Annotated in this window: 14 protein-coding genes; 7 read left to right on the forward strand and 7 right to left on the reverse strand. The window is 67.8% G+C overall.

Annotation, left to right across the window (positions count from 1 at the left end; all coding sequences use genetic code 11):
• Positions 1–75 precede the first annotated feature (75 nt).
• Positions 76–1,752 (reverse strand): peptide ABC transporter substrate-binding protein, encoded by a 1,677-nt coding sequence (locus AMK58_RS12090; RefSeq protein ID WP_035671323.1) that lies wholly within the window; start codon positions 1,750–1,752, stop codon positions 76–78.
• A 166-nt stretch (positions 1,753–1,918) separates the two neighbouring features.
• Between AMK58_RS12090 and AMK58_RS12095 the strand changes: the two genes are divergently transcribed.
• Entirely contained in the window at positions 1,919–2,698 is a 780-nt protein-coding gene (locus AMK58_RS12095; RefSeq protein ID WP_059398930.1) for an enoyl-CoA hydratase-related protein, read from the forward strand.
• A 60-nt stretch (positions 2,699–2,758) separates the two neighbouring features.
• Positions 2,759–4,240, forward strand: coding sequence for a DHA2 family efflux MFS transporter permease subunit (locus tag AMK58_RS12100; protein ID WP_236778125.1), 1,482 nt, complete (start codon positions 2,759–2,761; stop codon positions 4,238–4,240).
• Positions 4,241–4,266: 26 nt separating this feature from the next.
• Here AMK58_RS12100 and AMK58_RS12105 read toward each other — a convergent pair whose 3' ends face one another.
• Positions 4,267–4,512, reverse strand: a complete 246-nt coding sequence (locus AMK58_RS12105; protein ID WP_035675494.1) for a hypothetical protein — start codon at positions 4,510–4,512, stop codon at positions 4,267–4,269.
• Positions 4,513–4,919: 407 nt separating this feature from the next.
• Between AMK58_RS12105 and AMK58_RS12110 the strand changes: the two genes are divergently transcribed.
• Positions 4,920–5,810: a LysR family transcriptional regulator gene (locus AMK58_RS12110; protein WP_035675533.1), complete on the forward strand. Its 891-nt coding sequence runs from the start codon at positions 4,920–4,922 to the stop codon at positions 5,808–5,810.
• A 464-nt stretch (positions 5,811–6,274) separates the two neighbouring features.
• On the opposite strand, the gene AMK58_RS12115 is transcribed toward AMK58_RS12110, so the two are convergent.
• The 3 genes from AMK58_RS12115 to AMK58_RS12120 form a co-directional block, all read right to left on the reverse strand.
• Positions 6,275–6,601, reverse strand: coding sequence for a hypothetical protein (locus tag AMK58_RS12115; protein WP_035675497.1), 327 nt, complete (start codon positions 6,599–6,601; stop codon positions 6,275–6,277).
• A gap of 240 nt (positions 6,602–6,841) precedes the next feature.
• Positions 6,842–7,246: a hypothetical protein gene (locus AMK58_RS30380; RefSeq protein ID WP_035675500.1), complete on the reverse strand. Its 405-nt coding sequence runs from the start codon at positions 7,244–7,246 to the stop codon at positions 6,842–6,844.
• Between the two features lie 141 nt (positions 7,247–7,387).
• Positions 7,388–8,227, reverse strand: a complete 840-nt coding sequence (locus AMK58_RS12120) for a universal stress protein (protein WP_035675501.1) — start codon at positions 8,225–8,227, stop codon at positions 7,388–7,390.
• 81 nt (positions 8,228–8,308) lie between these two features.
• Between AMK58_RS12120 and AMK58_RS30385 the strand changes: the two genes are divergently transcribed.
• On the forward strand, positions 8,309–8,575 hold the full coding sequence (locus AMK58_RS30385; RefSeq protein WP_137165126.1) for a hypothetical protein: 267 nt from the start codon (positions 8,309–8,311) through the stop codon (positions 8,573–8,575).
• 110 nt (positions 8,576–8,685) lie between these two features.
• Complete coding sequence (locus tag AMK58_RS12125; protein WP_059398931.1) at positions 8,686–10,434, forward strand: putative bifunctional diguanylate cyclase/phosphodiesterase; 1,749 nt, start codon at positions 8,686–8,688, stop codon at positions 10,432–10,434.
• A 20-nt stretch (positions 10,435–10,454) separates the two neighbouring features.
• Here the strand turns inward: AMK58_RS12125 and AMK58_RS12130 are convergent, their stop codons facing one another.
• On the reverse strand, positions 10,455–11,090 hold the full coding sequence (locus tag AMK58_RS12130; protein WP_035675506.1) for a glutathione S-transferase family protein: 636 nt from the start codon (positions 11,088–11,090) through the stop codon (positions 10,455–10,457).
• Between the two features lie 208 nt (positions 11,091–11,298).
• On the opposite strand from AMK58_RS12130, the gene AMK58_RS12135 reads away from it, so the two are divergent.
• Positions 11,299–12,699: an aspartate aminotransferase family protein gene (locus AMK58_RS12135; protein WP_035675507.1), complete on the forward strand. Its 1,401-nt coding sequence runs from the start codon at positions 11,299–11,301 to the stop codon at positions 12,697–12,699.
• Positions 12,700–12,773: 74 nt separating this feature from the next.
• On the opposite strand, the gene AMK58_RS12140 is transcribed toward AMK58_RS12135, so the two are convergent.
• The gene (locus AMK58_RS12140) at positions 12,774–13,175 is read right to left on the reverse strand and encodes a hypothetical protein (protein WP_105217731.1); all 402 of its coding nucleotides are present in this window, start codon (positions 13,173–13,175) and stop codon (positions 12,774–12,776) included.
• Positions 13,176–13,630: 455 nt separating this feature from the next.
• Between AMK58_RS12140 and hemA the strand changes: the two genes are divergently transcribed.
• Complete coding sequence (hemA, locus tag AMK58_RS12145; protein ID WP_059398933.1) at positions 13,631–14,845, forward strand: 5-aminolevulinate synthase; 1,215 nt, start codon at positions 13,631–13,633, stop codon at positions 14,843–14,845.
• Positions 14,846–14,885: the final 40 nt, after the last annotated feature.

Below are 14,885 nucleotides of genomic sequence, written 5' to 3' on the forward strand. Positions count from 1 at the left end.
CAGGGGGAGGAGCCATTCCCTCCCCTGCGCAGCGGGGGAGGGTTAGGGTGGGGGCAATCGCCGGCATGCCTTTCCTCACTCCTTCGCCTTCCACGTCTCGATCCACAGCGTGCTGGAATCCAGATGCCCGGTCGGCACCACGCCCTCCAGCCAGGGCGGGAGGATGAACGGATCGGCGCGGAAGAACAGCGGCAGGTTCGGCAGGTCCCGAGCGTAGAGCGTCTGCAGCTTCGCCCAGAGCGCGCGGTTGGCGTCGGGCTCGCAGACATGCTCCAGGTCCTCCAGGACCTTGTCCATCTCCGGGTTCCTGTAGCCGGTGTAGTTCTGGCCCGCCCAGTTGTTGGCCTCCGTCGGGATCATGCTGGAATGCAGGATGGTGCGCGGGATGTTCTCCGGCGCGCTGATCCAGGCGAACAGCGCCATCGACTTGAAGCGGCGCTTCTCCAGCGTCTCGCCGAACAGCACGCGGGCCGGCTCGTTGACGATGCGCACCTCGATCCCGGCCTGCCGCCATTGCGCCTGGAGCACCTGCTGCAACACCTCGCGGGAGCGGTTGCCGGCGGTCGTCATGATCTCCAACGACAGCCGTTCCCCCTTGGCGTTGTGGCGCACCCCGGCGCGCCGCTCGCTCCAGCCCGCCTCGTCCAGCAGCCGGCCGGCCAGCGCCGGGTCGAAGGCGTAGGTCGGGTAGCCCGGCGCGTGCACGCGGTCGAGCGGGCTGATCTCGTTGTGGGCGACCGGCTGCCGGCCGTCGTAGAGCTGCTTGGAGATCGCCTCGCGGTCGATGGCGTGGAGCAGCGCCCGGCGCACCCGCACGTCGGCCAGCGCCGGGTTGTCGAGGTTCAGCTCGACATGCTCGAAGAACAGGCCCGGCTTGTAGAAGACGTTGTAGCGGCTGCCGTGCCGCTTCTCGAAGGCGAGCACCTGATCGAGCGGCAGGCCGGTCTCCCCCGGCACCATGTCGACCTGCCCGGCCAGCAGATTGGCCTCCAGCGCGGCGGTGTTCTCGATGGACTTCACGATCACCCGCTTGAAGGCCGGCTTGGCCCCCCACCAGGTCGGGTTGGGCTCCAGCACCACATGGCTGCCCGGCTCGACCTGGGCGATGCGGTAGGGACCGAACCACAGGCCGGGATTCGTCGTGTCGGTCTCGTACTTGGAGCGGTTGCGGTAGGTCGCCGGGTCGGCCTCGAACACCGCGCGCTCCAGATGGGCGGGCAGGACCTCGAAGTCGTTGATCTCGGCGTAGCTGCACACCGCCTTGTCGCGGTGGATGGTGAAGGTGCGCTCGTCCTTCGCGTCGATCGCCACGATGTCGCGGGCGAACAGGTCGAAATTGCTGTAGCCGCTTTGCGGGTGCTTGCCGACCGTCCAGGTGAACAGCACGTCCTCGGTCGTCACCGGCGTGCCGTCGCCCCAGGTCGCCTTGGGGTTGATGGTGTAGGTGACCTTGATACCCTTCTTGCCGTCGGCCCGCGTCTCGACCTCCGCGGTGCCCTTGTCTAGCGCCGGCAGCTCGGTGCAGAGGAGGCAGGTCAGCCGCCAGTCGGGGTCGTAGGCGGTGAAGGGCCGGCGCGCCATGGACAGGACGTAGCTCTTCGCCATCATCGCTTCCATGGAGGGGTGCCAGTTGGACGGGAACTGGGTCATGCCGATCACCAGCTCATCCTTCGCCGCCAGCGCGGGAGTGCCTATGAGGGCGGCGGCCAGGGTAAGGGCGGCTATTCCCGTTCGCGCCAATCCCGTTTGCATCGCGGCGTCGTCTCCGTCCGGTGAAGTCCCGGCTACGAACTATGGGGACCCGCGGGCTTCCGGTCCAGAGTGGAAGCGAAGTCTGCGAAGTCCTTGACGGAACGGGGCTGCGGGTGTTTGTGGTCTGCCCCATACGCAACCGAATGGATGGGGAGCCCGACAGGCCATGGCCGGCACCGTGACCCTGAGCCGCGACGGCGTCGTCGCCACGCTGACCCTCAGCAACCCCGACAGGCTGAACGCCTTCGACAAGCCGATGTGGCTGGCGCTGATCCCGCTGCTGCGCCGGCTCGGCGCCGACGAGACGGTGCGCGCGGTGGTGCTGCGCGGGGCCGGCGGGCGGGCCTTCAGCCCCGGCGCCGACATCTCCGAATTCGAGACGGAGCGCAACAGCCCCGAACAGGGCGCCGACTACGGCGTGCTGATGGACGAGGGGCTGGCCCTGCTGCGCGACCTGCCGCACCCGACGCTGGCGGCCATCCAGGGCGCCTGCTGCGGCATCGGTCTGGCCGTGGCGCTGGCCTGCGACCTGCGGGTCTGCACCGCGGGCAGCCGCTTCGGCGTGCCGGTCAGCCGGCTCGGCATCTCCATGGCGCTGCCCGAGCTGAAGCTGCTCCACGACATCGCGGGCGGCCCGGCGGCGCTGGAAATCCTGCTGGAGGGCCGCGTCTTCGGCGCGGAGGAGGCCAAGGACAAGCGGCTGGTCCACCGCCTCGTGGCCGACGAGGCCTTCGAGGGTGAGATCGCCGCGACCTGCGAGCGCATCGCCGGGGGCGCCCCGCTGGCCGCCCGCCTGCACAAGCAGTTCGTCCGCCGCCTGTCCGACCCTGCCCCGCTGTCGGAGGCGGAGATCGCCGAATGCTACCACTGCTTCGGCACGGAGGATTTCCGCGAGGGCTACCGGGCCTTCCTGGAGAAACGCAAGCCGGTCTTCAAGGGGCGGTGAGCGCCCGCGCATGCCAGGGTTCGCGCCATAGCGGTGGTTTCCGGACGGGGGAAGTCCAGATTGGAAAAATTGCCTCCCCCGTCCCACCGCTCCCACCCCGCCATGCCCCGCGCCACCCGCTACATTCCCTTCATCATCGCCTGCGCCCTGTTCATGGAGAATCTGGACGCGACGGTGATCGCCACGGCGCTGCCGGAGATCGCGCGGTCGATGGGCGAGGACCCGCTGCGCCTCAGCCTCGCCATGACCTCCTACATGCTGGCGCTGGCGGTGTTCCTGCCGGTCAGCGGCTGGATGGCCGACCGCTACGGCACGCGGACGGTCTTCGCGGCGGCGATCGGGGTGTTCACCGTCGGCTCGATCCTCTGCGGCCAGTCGGACGGGCTGTACGAGCTGGTGGGTGCGCGCATCGTCCAGGGGCTGGGCGGGGCGATGATGGTGCCGGTCGGCCGGCTGATCCTGCTGAAGACGGTGCCCAAGGAGAAGCTGGTCGCCGCCATGGCCCAGATGACCCTGCCGGCGCTGATCGGCCCGGCGCTGGGGCCGCTGGTCGGCGGCTTCATCGCCACCTATGCCTCCTGGCGCTGGATCTTCTACATCAATGTGCCGATCGGGCTGATCGGGATCGCGCTGGTGCTGACCCTGATCCCCAATGTGCGCGAGACCGAGCGCGACCCCTTCGACGGCCGCGGCTTCATGCTGAGCGCGCTGGCCCTGGCCGCGCTGATGTTCGGGCTGGAGAATGTCGGCCGCGGGGTGCTGCCGCCCGCCGCGGTCGCCGGGGTGCTGGGGCTGGGCTTTGCCGCCGCGTGGCTCTATCTGCGCCACGCCCGCGGGATGGAGCGGCCGGTGCTCGACCCCTCGCTGCTGCGGCTGCCGACCTATTTCGCCTCGGTCATGGGCGGCACGCTGTTCCGCATCGGCATCGGCGCTGTGCCCTTCCTGATGCCGCTGATGCTCCAGGTCGGCTTCGGGCGCACGCCCTTCGAGTCCGGGGCGCTGACCTTTGCCGGGGCCGCCGGGGCGCTGACCATGAAGGCGCTGGCCGGTCCCATCCTGCGCCGGCTGGGCTTCCGCCGGGTGCTGACCGCCAACGCGCTGATCAGCGGCCTGATCCTGGCGAGCTACGCCGCCTTCCGGCCCGAGACGGCGCACTGGGTCATCCTGGGCGCGCTGCTGATGGGCGGCTTCTTCCGCTCGCTGCAGTTCACCGGCCTGAACAGCCTGGCCTACGCCGAGGTGCCCAAGGAGTGCCTGAGCCGCGCCAACACGCTGGCCAGCGTGATGCAGCAGGTCTCGCTCAGCCTGGGCGTGGCGGTCGGGGCGACGGTGCTGCACCTCACGCAGAGCGTCACCAGCGGCCCCGGCGCTTCGCTGACGCCCACCGACTTCGTGCCGGCCTTCCTGACGGTCGGCGGGATGGCCTGCGTGTCGGCCCTGTTCTTCCTGCGGCTGCCGCCCGACGCCGGCGCGGAGATCAGCGGCCACCGCGCCCGCGCGCGGGCCAAGGAGCCGCCGCGCGCGCTCGAAGCCGCCGATTGATCCGCAGCCGGATCAAATGGGCCGGATCAGCGGTCTTCCCAGTCCGGCTCGTCGGCCTTGAGAAGTTCCAGGAGCCGGGCGACCCGGCCCGAAGGAGGATGCTGCGTCGCCTCCCCCATGTAATCGTCGGCGCCGGTCCAACTGGCGGCCTCCATCAATTCGGCAGGCGTTGCGCCCGTGCCGATGATGCTGGCGATGCGCATGTCGTCCAGGCGCCCGCAGATGTCGATCACCTGATCGCGGGTGAGCGCCGGCTGATGCTGATCGGGCATTCGGAACCCCCTCCTTCCAAATTCCGCATCCCCACGATTAGCGGCCCGTCTCCCGGCCGGCGCAACGGCGCAAGGGTGGAAGCCCCGCCGCAACAAGGGGGATGCTCTCTCCCGAGTCCCCTGGTCCCGCACCGGCCCTCGATTGTCCTCCGAGCAAATCCAGCGCGGCGACGTCGTCCTTCGGTTGCGAAATAGGCAAAAATCCCACAATGCGGGATAAGCAAATGTGCGCTCTTCGCAGCACAACGGAAAATTCTTACCAAGCTTGGCTCTTTTTCGTGCGGTGAGCCTTTGGTTGGGGGTGCGTTCGCCGCGCGTTCCCGGTATAAATGAGCATGGCGGCTATGCGCCGTCTTCAGAATAAACGGGAGGCTCCCCGCCAGGGCGCGGGCAGCAAGACAGGCATGATGGACTGGGACAAGCTTCGGGTCTTCCACGCCGTGGCCGAGGCTGGAAGTTTCACGCACGCCGGCGAGACGCTGAACCTCAGCCAGTCGGCGGTCAGCCGCCAGATCAGCGCGCTGGAGGAGAGCCTCGGCGTGCCGCTGTTTCACCGGCACGCGCGCGGCCTGATCCTGACCGAGCAGGGCGAGCTTCTGCACCGCACCGCCCGCGATGTCTTCGCCAAGCTGTCGATGACCGAAGCGATGCTGACCGAAAGCCGGGAGCATCCGAAGGGTCCGCTGCGCGTGACCACCACGGTGGCCTTCGGCTCGACCTGGCTGACCCCGCGCGTCAACGAGTTCCTGTCAATCTACCCGGACATCCAGCTCACCCTGCTGATCGATGACAATGAACTGGATCTGGCGATGCGCGAGGCGGACATCGCCATCCGCATGAACACGCCGCGCCAGCCCGACCTGATCCAGCGCCACCTGATGTCGGTGCATTTCCATCTCTACGCCCACCAGGAGTATCTGAAGAAGCGCGGCGCCCCGAAGATCCCCGCCGACCTGGACGGGCACGACATCGTCGCCTATCCGCCGGACGTCCGCGCGCCCATCGCCAACGTCAACTGGATCAACGAGGTGGGCGACCCGGCACCGGGCGTGCGCAAGCCGATTCTGCAGGTCAACAGCATCTATGCCATGTACCGCGCCGTGGAGAGCGGCCTGGGCATCGCCGCCCTGCCCGACTTCCTGGTGGACGGCAGCAAGGAGCTGACGCGCGTCCTGCCGGACGTGGACGGCCCCAAGGTCGACGCCTACTTCGTCTATGCCGAGGAGTTGCGTCATTCCAAGCGCATCGCGGTGTTCCGCGATTTCCTGGTGAAGAAGGTGGCGGAGTCGGCCTTCTGACCAAGCTCAGCCTTTGGGCAGACATGATGTTTGCCTGTTTTTTATGCACAGGCGCCCAGCAAGCTATGCCGGGCGCCTTTCTTTTTGTACGGATTGTACCGAAACCCCTCCCCCATCTTTGCAATCCGGTTGCCGTTTTCTGTCCCCAGCCACCCACCCTTCAGCACCATACGCCCCCGCACGCCATTTTTTCGCTTTTCTTCAACGCCTTACAAGCTATGCGGTTCTCGCATGGCCGAATTGGATATTTGGGGATGGAATCCTTTGGGCAGAATGGTCAAATCTTGGGCGTTGGATGTTGCGCCGCAGCATCCGGCGTTTCGTCCCGGAAGCCCGCTTCCGGGGTTGGGTCCTCGGACCCAGCGTCTCCCAGACGTGAAGCCTCCCTGTTCAACTCGCCGGCTAATCAATGGGTTAGCCGGCAGTTTTTTGTCGGGACGGTCCGGAGGGGAGCGGTAGACCCGTCATCGGGCGCCGGGGAGCCGGGCGCCCTCGCGCGCATAGATCTGACGCGGCGCGCAATATTCATCGAGTTGCACCACCACGGCTCCGGGCTGGCTGTTCAAGCCCACCCAGGCATCGTAGCCGACGATGTCCCCCGGTATGTTGCGATACAGGCCATAGGCGAGATAGCGGACATCGGACACCGGTATCCGCACCCCGGCGAGGGACGAGGCGACGGCCCCGTTGCAGCGGTTGGGACTCAGCCGATCCAGGGCGCTCACCGCGCCGGGCTCGGGTGTGGCCTGTGGTGGCGGGCTCAGCCCGGCGCAGGCGGCCACAAGAACCATCAACGCGACGGCTCCCCCCAGCTGGAGCACCCGGAGGCACCCTGCCCTTCCGACTGTTCCGCCCCTCATCGGATCGTCCTCCAGCACGCCGTTCCTTCGTCCCCTCGGATCAACAGGCAGGAGGACGTCCTGTGCCAGAGCGCCAACCCAGGGCCGACCGCCTCAGCTCACCACTTTTCAAACCAGAGTCTTTTCAAACCGACCCCCTTGAAGCGGAGGGCATTGAAGCGGACCGGCCCGTCACCAGCCCCTGCCCGACGACCATCCGCCATAGAATTGCACGCTCGGCCCCGGATAGGGGCGGGGTCCCCAATCGTTGCGCCAGGCGCGGTGATGGTGATGACGGGGCGGCGGCCCCCAATAGGGAGGTGGGGCGACCACGATGGGCGGCGGGGGGCGGTAGCCCGGCACGACGATCACCCGGCTCCCCGGCGGCGGCACGATCACCGAAGGACCGCCATAGGGAGAACCGCCGTACCAGGAGCCACGGTCACGCGGGCCATGCGCGTCCGCCGCCGCGGGAAAAACGGCCAGCGCCAGCGCACCGGCGGCGCCCAGCACCGCCATACGGGCCGCCGAACGAAAAGCCGCAGCCACGCCCGAAGGACGCATGCGGTGGAGGAACGTGGGGATCAGCGCGCTCATGCCGGCTTTCCTTCGCAGGTCCGGCGGCGCCCGTCGACCGAAGTCCGGCGCCGCCTCACTGGGATGAACAGGCGGCCCTGCCGGACTATTCCCGGCCAGACGACTCCCGGACAAGCCGGCGACCGGACGGTTCAGTGGGCCTCAATGGCTCATCAGGACCGGAACCGTCATGTGCTCCAGCATGTAGCGGGTCATGCCGCCCAGCACCTGTTCGCGCAGCCGCGAGCGGCCATAGGCGCCCATGACCAGAAGATCGCAGGATTCGTCGGCGACCGTGTTCAGCAGCGTGTCGCCCGGATCGATCTGGTCGGTCACGATGTGGGTGGCCTCCACCCGGCAGCCATGGCGCGACAGGTGCTTGGCGATGTCGGCGCCCGGCTCGTCGCCGATGCCGGCGGGGCCGGCCTTGGGGTTGACGGCCATGACCACCACGCGCTTGGCGGCGGTGAGGATGGGCATCGCGTCGGCCACCGCGCGGGCCGCTTCGCGGCTGCCGTTCCAGGCGACCAGCACGCGTTCCCCGATGTGGGGGAAAGAGCCGGCGTAGGGCACGACCAGCAGCGGACGCCCGCATTCGAACACCAGATCCTGCGGAACCGCGATCGGGCGGTCACGGTCGCGGTGCGGATCGGCCTGCCCAACCACCACCACGTCGGCGTAGCGTCCATGCAGCGCCGCGCTGTCCGTCGGGTGACCGTAGAGGACCCGCCATTCCGAGCGGTCGGTCAGGCCGTTGCGGCGCACCGCGTCGGCGAAGAGAGCCTCCGCCCTGGCGGTCTGGTTCTCGGTGTAGCCGCGCTGCATGGCGCGCACCTCGTCCGGCAGTTCCGCCTCGACGTAGCCCGGCAGGGTCAGCGGAACGACGGGGTAGAGGCCGGTGATGTGGCCGTCGGTGCGCGCGGCCAGTTGGGCGGCGGCATCGATTCGCGCCGCAGCGGCGGCGGTGTCGTCGACGACCACCAGCAGGTCCTTGAGTGCCATGGCGATTCTCCCTCGCTCGCGCGGGTGGGCGATCGTTGTGCACCACCTCTTCTCGCGCATTGGTCGAAATTATAGCCCGGCATGGCCGTCTCTGACGATGGTCAGAATGGGGAACGCTGGCATGCCGCCTCTGCGCGCGCCACCGGTCCGGTCAACAGCCTAGAATTCGACCATTCGTGGCCTTTCACAGGGCCGGCAACCTGCCGTGGTCCGGCGCGGAACGCCACGCCGCTGCCGGCCCCGGGCGCCGCCGATGCCGCAAAATCAATCATCGCCAATCAAAACATCAACCGTGATTTGCATGAATACCCGAGTATGAAGGTCGGTTCTGTCATCGGGCAACTATAGTGGGGCGATGCTTTCCACCGTCTTCGGCGGCTTTGGTTTTGACGGGCGGGCATTCTTTCGCGTAAGTGTTGATCGTCGTTTTCCCAACGGTGTCTCGACCATTCGCGCCCATGAAGCCGGACCCTCACCTCGCCTCCCTTGCCGCAGCCCTGTCCGGCACCGCTTCCGGGGCTCCGGCGCTCGACACCCTGCGGCAGCTTCTCGACGTCATGCCGGCGATGGTCGGCCTGCTCGACACGCAGCGGCGGCACCTCTACGCCAACCAGGCGTATCTGGACTATATGGGCCGCAAGCTGGACTCCCTCATCGGGACCACGGTGGGCGACATCCTCGGGCCGGAGACCCAGCGCAACAACAGCGCCGCGGTTGAACGCGCGCTGGACGGCGAGACGGTGCAGGTGGAAGGCTGGCTTCCCCGGTCCGGCGGCGGCAACGACTACGTGACGCGGGTGCACGCGCCCTACCGCGGCCCGGACGGTTCCATCGCCGGCTATTTCGTCATCATGCAGAACATGACGGAGCGGCGGCGCACGCAGGACGACCTCTTCCGGCTGGCCTACTACGACCCGGTGACCGGGCTGGCGAACCGGCTCCTGCTGGTCAAGCACATGGCCGACTTCCACGGTATGGGGGAACCCTTCACGCTGGTCATCGTGGATTTCGACCGCTTCGTCGACGTGCGCACCAGCCTGGGCCAGAGCTTCGCCAACGAGATCCTGACCGACGTCGCCACGCGGCTGAGTGTGCGGGCCGGTTCGGTGGACCTGATCGCCCGCATCAGCGACCACGCCTTCGCGCTGCTGATCGGCGGAACGCAGGACCCGCTGGCGGTGGAGGAGCGGCTGTCCACCATCGCATCCCTGGTCCGCTCCGCCAAGACGGCGTCGGGCGCCTCGGTCTTCCTGTCGGCCAGCATCGGGGTCGCCGCCTCCTGCGACACCCACACCCGGCCCGAGGACGTGCTGCGCGACGCGGAGATCGCCACCGGCCGCGCCCGCGAGCAGGGCGGTGGGCGCCACGCCTGGTTCGACCCGGCCATGCACGCCCGCGTCGTCGAGCAGGTGCGGTTGGAGCACGACCTGCGCCGCGCGCTGGAGCGTGGTGAGGAGTTGTGGGTCGCCTACCAGCCGATCGTCGAGATGGTCACCGGCGGCTTGGCCGGGTTCGAGGCGCTGGTGCGCTGGAACCATCCGGAGCGCGGCAACATCCCCCCCGGCGTCTTCATCCCGATCGCCGAGAGCACCGGCCTGATCGTCACGCTGGGCGCCTGGGTGCTGCGCGAGGCGTGCCGGCAGATCGCCGAATGGCAGGACAAGCGCCTGCCCGGCTCCGCCAACCTGTTCATGAGCATCAACCTGTCCACCCGCCAGCTGAACGACCCCGACATGGTCTCGCTGGTGCGCGAGGTGCTGCGCGAGACCGGGGCCGAGCCGTCCTGGATCAAGCTGGAGATCACCGAAAGCGCGGTCATGGAGAAGGCCGAGCAGTCGATCCGCCTGCTGCAGACCCTGCGCGGGCTGGGCATCAAGATGTCCATCGACGATTTCGGCACCGGCTATTCGTCGCTGTCCTATTTGCACAAGTTGCCCATCGACAGCTTGAAGGTGGACCGCTCCTTCGTCATGGCCATGCACCAGTCGGAGGAAAACCGCGCCATCGTCCGCATCATCATGGATCTGGCGCGGCTTCTCGGCTTCGACGTCATCGCCGAAGGCATCGAGACGAGCGCCGACGCCAACCTGCTGCGCGCGCTCGCCTGCGACTATGGGCAGGGCTACCATTTCGCCCGCCCCATGCCCGCCGCCGACGCCGACCGGCTGGTCGGGGCGGAGCATCTGCCCTGGCAGGTGCCGCGCTAAGGCGGCACCCCACTGCCCCCTCAGTAATAGGGGGCGCCGAGTCCTTCCGCCTCGAACGCCGCCTTGACCGCGGGACGCTCCAGCACGCGGGCGAGGTAGGGGCCGAGGTTGGGCAGGCGGCGCGCCGGCGTGCCCATGAAGCGGGTCCAGCGGGCCAGCATGAACAGGTAGGGATCGACGGCGCTGTAATCGCCGCCCAGGAACCACGCCTTGCTCCCCAGTTCGCGGTCCAGCAGCGTGAAACGCTCCAGCAGCCGCGCCTCCGCCATCGCCTTGACCGAGGCCTGCGCCTCCGCCCCCTCGGCGTGACGCTCCGGGTAGAAATAGACCAGCATGTCGGCCTGGACGGTGTTGGTCAGGAAGACCAGCCACTGGTAGAAATGCGCCCGCTCCGCCGTGCCGGGCGCGGGGGCCAAGTCGGCGGCCGGATGCGAGTCGGCGAGGTGCAGACAGATCGCTGCTGATTCGAACAGCACCAGATCGCCGTCGACCAGCGTCGGCACCCGTCCGTTGGGGTTCAGGCGCAGATAGTCCGGCGCCTTGTGCGCGGCGGTGGCGCGGTCCAGCAGGACCAGGTCAAAGGGCAGCCCGATCTCGCGCAGCAGGATGTGCGGCGCCATCGACGCGCTGCTCGGCATTCCATACAAGGTGATCATCGTTCCCCGTCTCTTCCGAATCTCCGGAGCTTGCGCAACGGGCCCGGGCGCCATGCAGGATGGGAATGCCCGCCCCACCCCCCGATTCTCCGGCTTTGTCAGGAGGGCCAACCATGCCTATGATCGGAGGCGCCGTTTAACATTTTCAACAGCGGCGAACCAGCATCGGCAACGACCGACTCCGGCAGCGAACACAGGGATAGAGATCATGACCGAACAGGGCGCCGCGGCGACTGAAAGTTTTGGGGCTGGAAACTCCGCCGCCAGCCGCGACAAGGCGTATTTCCTCCACCCCTATACCAACCTTCACGCGCACGAGACCCAGGGCCCGCTGATCATTGAGCGCGGCGAGGGCGTGCGCGTCTTCGACGACAGCGGCAAGGAATACATCGAGGGCTTGGCCAGCCTGTGGTGCGTGTCGCTGGGCTGGGGCGAGGAGCGCCTTGTCGAGGCCGCCACCCGGCAGATGCGCAAGCTGCCGACCTACCATGTGTTCGGCCATAAGAGCCACGAGCCGGGCATCGACCTCGCCGAGCGGTTGATCAAGCTGGCCCCGGTGCCGATGTCCAAGGTGTTCTTCGCCAATTCCGGGTCGGAGGCGAACGACACCGCCGTCAAGCTGGTCTGGTACTACAACAACGCGCTGGGCCGCCCGGAGAAGAAGAAGATCCTGTCGCGTGTGAAGGCCTATCACGGCGTCACCGTGGCGACGGCCAGCCTGACCGGCTTGGTGAACAACCACCGCGATTTCGACCTGCCCATCGCGCGCATCCATCACACCGACTGCCCACACCACTACCGCTTCGCCGAGCCGGGCGAGAGCGAGGAGGCGTTCGCGACCCGTCTGGCGGAAAGCCTGGAGGCGCTGATCCTGGCCGAGGGGCCGGACACCATCGCCGCCATGTTCGCCGAGCCGGTGATGGGGGCCGGCGGCGTCATCGTACCGCCTGAGACCTACTTCGCGAAGATCCAGCCGATCCTGAAGAAGTACGACATCCTTCTGGTCGCCGACGAGGTGATCTGCGGCTTCGGGCGCACCGGCAATTTCTGGGGCAGCCAGACCATGGGCATGCAGCCGGACATCATAACCTGCGCCAAGCAGCTGTCCTCCGGCTATCTGCCGATCTCCGCCGTGATGGTGTCGGAGGCGGTCTACCGGGCTTGCGTCGAGGAGAGCAAGACGATCGGCACCTTCGGCCACGGCTACACCTACTCCGCCCATCCGGTGGCGGCGGCGGTCGCCGTGGAGACGCTGAAGATCTACGAGGAGCGGGACATGGTCGGCCATGTCCGTGCCGTGGCCCCGCTGTTCCAGCGCCGGCTGAAGGCTCTGGCCGACCATCCGCTGGTCGGCGAGGCGCGCGGCATCGGGCTGATCGGCGCCCTTGAACTGGTCGCCGACAAGGAGACCAAGGCCCCGTTCGATCCGGTGGGCCGGGCCGGCGCCGTCGTGAACGGGCTGAGCCAGGAGAACGGCCTGATCATCCGTGCCATGGGCGACAGTGTGGCGGTCTGCCCGCCGCTGGTCATCGGCGAAGAGGACATCAACCTCATGTTCGACCGCCTGACCACGGCGCTGGACGCCGCGATCCCCGTCCTGCGCGGGTAACGCCGGGCTCCGCGACGACGAACGGCCGCCCCGCCCATCCGGCGCGGGCGGCCCTTTTCATTCGAAGGCAGGCGTCAGGAACGGGCGGTGTTGATGACGTGCGACGAGACCGGGACGCCCGCCGCCGCCGCATCGCGGATCAGCGCGTCGGCGGTCGGCCAAACCATGCGCCCGCCCAGTTCCACCAGGGTATCCTCACGCACGGCCATGTAGCCGCCCACACTCGCCATGTAGATCAGCCGCGCCAGACGCTCGGGCCGCGGCGTGGACTCCGCCGGCGGGGCCACCCCATCGGCGCGGGCCGGAGACGGCACCGCGGGGCGCCGCGGCAGGGACGGCGCTGGGGAAACCGCCGCGGCGGGGGCCGGATGGAAGGGGATGACCTTGCTGCCGCCGGGACCGATGGCACCATGGCTCAATTCCGGGCCGGACATTCGCCGGCTACGCGCGCTGTCGAACGTCAGAACGGCACTCATCGCGCAACACTCCCCATCAACGACTTAACTGAACCCTCTCACTTACCCCCTCTTTCGTCCATACGACCTTGTTCGTAAAAGAACACAACAAAGGTATTTGGCACAATCGGACAGGAGACGCCTCTGCCTTTGCTGTCCGTTATACCTCATGGATATTCACAATCACTTGCGATCACCAATGGAATGACAGGAAGAAAGGGTGTTTCCCGCCCTCCGCAATGGCATGACGGGTGACGGACATGAATCGCTCCGCGCGGACGATCATCCATAGGTCGAATGGCCTCGCGGCGGCGGATCGGCGAGAATTGCCTCCTTGCCGGGCGGACCTATTGACATCGGTCAATGCCGGGTGGCAACGCGGCGACGATCATGCCATCTTCCTAACGTGCTAGGCCCGGTGGCTGGACCGCCCGGACTGCACCCGCCCCTTCGGATGAACGCGAACGGAACGCGCGATGGATTACGAGAGCTTTTTCCGCACCCAGATCGCCAGCCTGAAGCAGGATGGCCGCTACCGGGTCTTCGCCAACCTCGAACGGCAAGCGGGGAACTTTCCGAAAGCCACCTTCCGCGACGCCGCCGGGAAGGAGCGGGAGGTCACCGTCTGGTGCTCCAACGACTATCTGGGCATGGGCCAGAACCCGGTCGTCCTGAAGGCGATGCACGACGCCATCGACGGCGTGGGCGCCGGCGCCGGCGGCACGCGCAACATCTCCGGCACCAACATCTACCACGTGCTGCTGGAGCGCGAACTGGCCGACCTCCACCGGAAGGAGGCGGCGCTGCTCTTCACCTCCGGCTACGTGTCCAACGACGCGACGCTGGGGACGCTGGGCAAGCTGCTGCCGAACTGCGTGATCCTGTCCGACGCGCTGAACCACAATTCGATGATCACCGGCATCCGCAACAGCGGCGCCGAGAAGCACATCTTCCGCCACAACGATCCCAAGCACCTGGACGAGCTGCTGTCGCAGATCGCCCCGGACCGCCCGAAGGTCGTGGCCTTCGAGAGCGTCTATTCCATGGACGGCGACGTCGCCCCGATCCATGACCTGTGCGACGTCGCCGACAAGCACGGCGCCATGACCTACCTGGACGAGGTGCACGCGGTCGGCATGTACGGCCCGCGCGGCGGCGGCGTGGCGGAGCGCGACGGCGCCATGGACCGGCTGACCATCATCGAGGGCACGCTGGGCAAGGCGTTCGGCGTCCAGGGCGGCTACATCACCGGCTCCACCGCGCTGGTCGACTGCATCCGCAGCTTCGCCGCCGGCTTCATCTTCTCCACCTCCCTGTCGCCGGTCCTGGCCGCCGGGGCGCTGGCCAGCATCCGCTATCTGAAGCAGAGCCAGACGGAGCGCGACCAGCACCAGGAGCGCGCGGCGACGCTGAAGCGGCTGATGGCCGAGGCCGGCCTGCCGGTGATGCCGTCGGCCAGCCACATCGTTCCGGTGATGGTTGGCGACGCCCACCGCTGCAAGCGCGCCTCGGACGAGCTGATGGAACGGCATGACATCTATGTTCAGCCGATCAACTACCCGACCGTGCCGCGCGGCGGCGAGCGCCTGCGTTTCACCCCGACCCCACTGCACAGCGACGCCGAGATGGCGCGGCTCGTCGACGCCCTGCTCGACGTGTGGAGCCGCCTGGAGCTGCGTCTGGCGGCGTAACCTCTCCCCCCTCCTCCGCGCCCCGCCCGTGCGGGGGAGG

Origin of the sequence: Azospirillum brasilense (assembly GCF_001315015.1) — a bacterium.
Lineage (GTDB): Bacteria > Pseudomonadota > Alphaproteobacteria > Azospirillales > Azospirillaceae > Azospirillum > Azospirillum brasilense.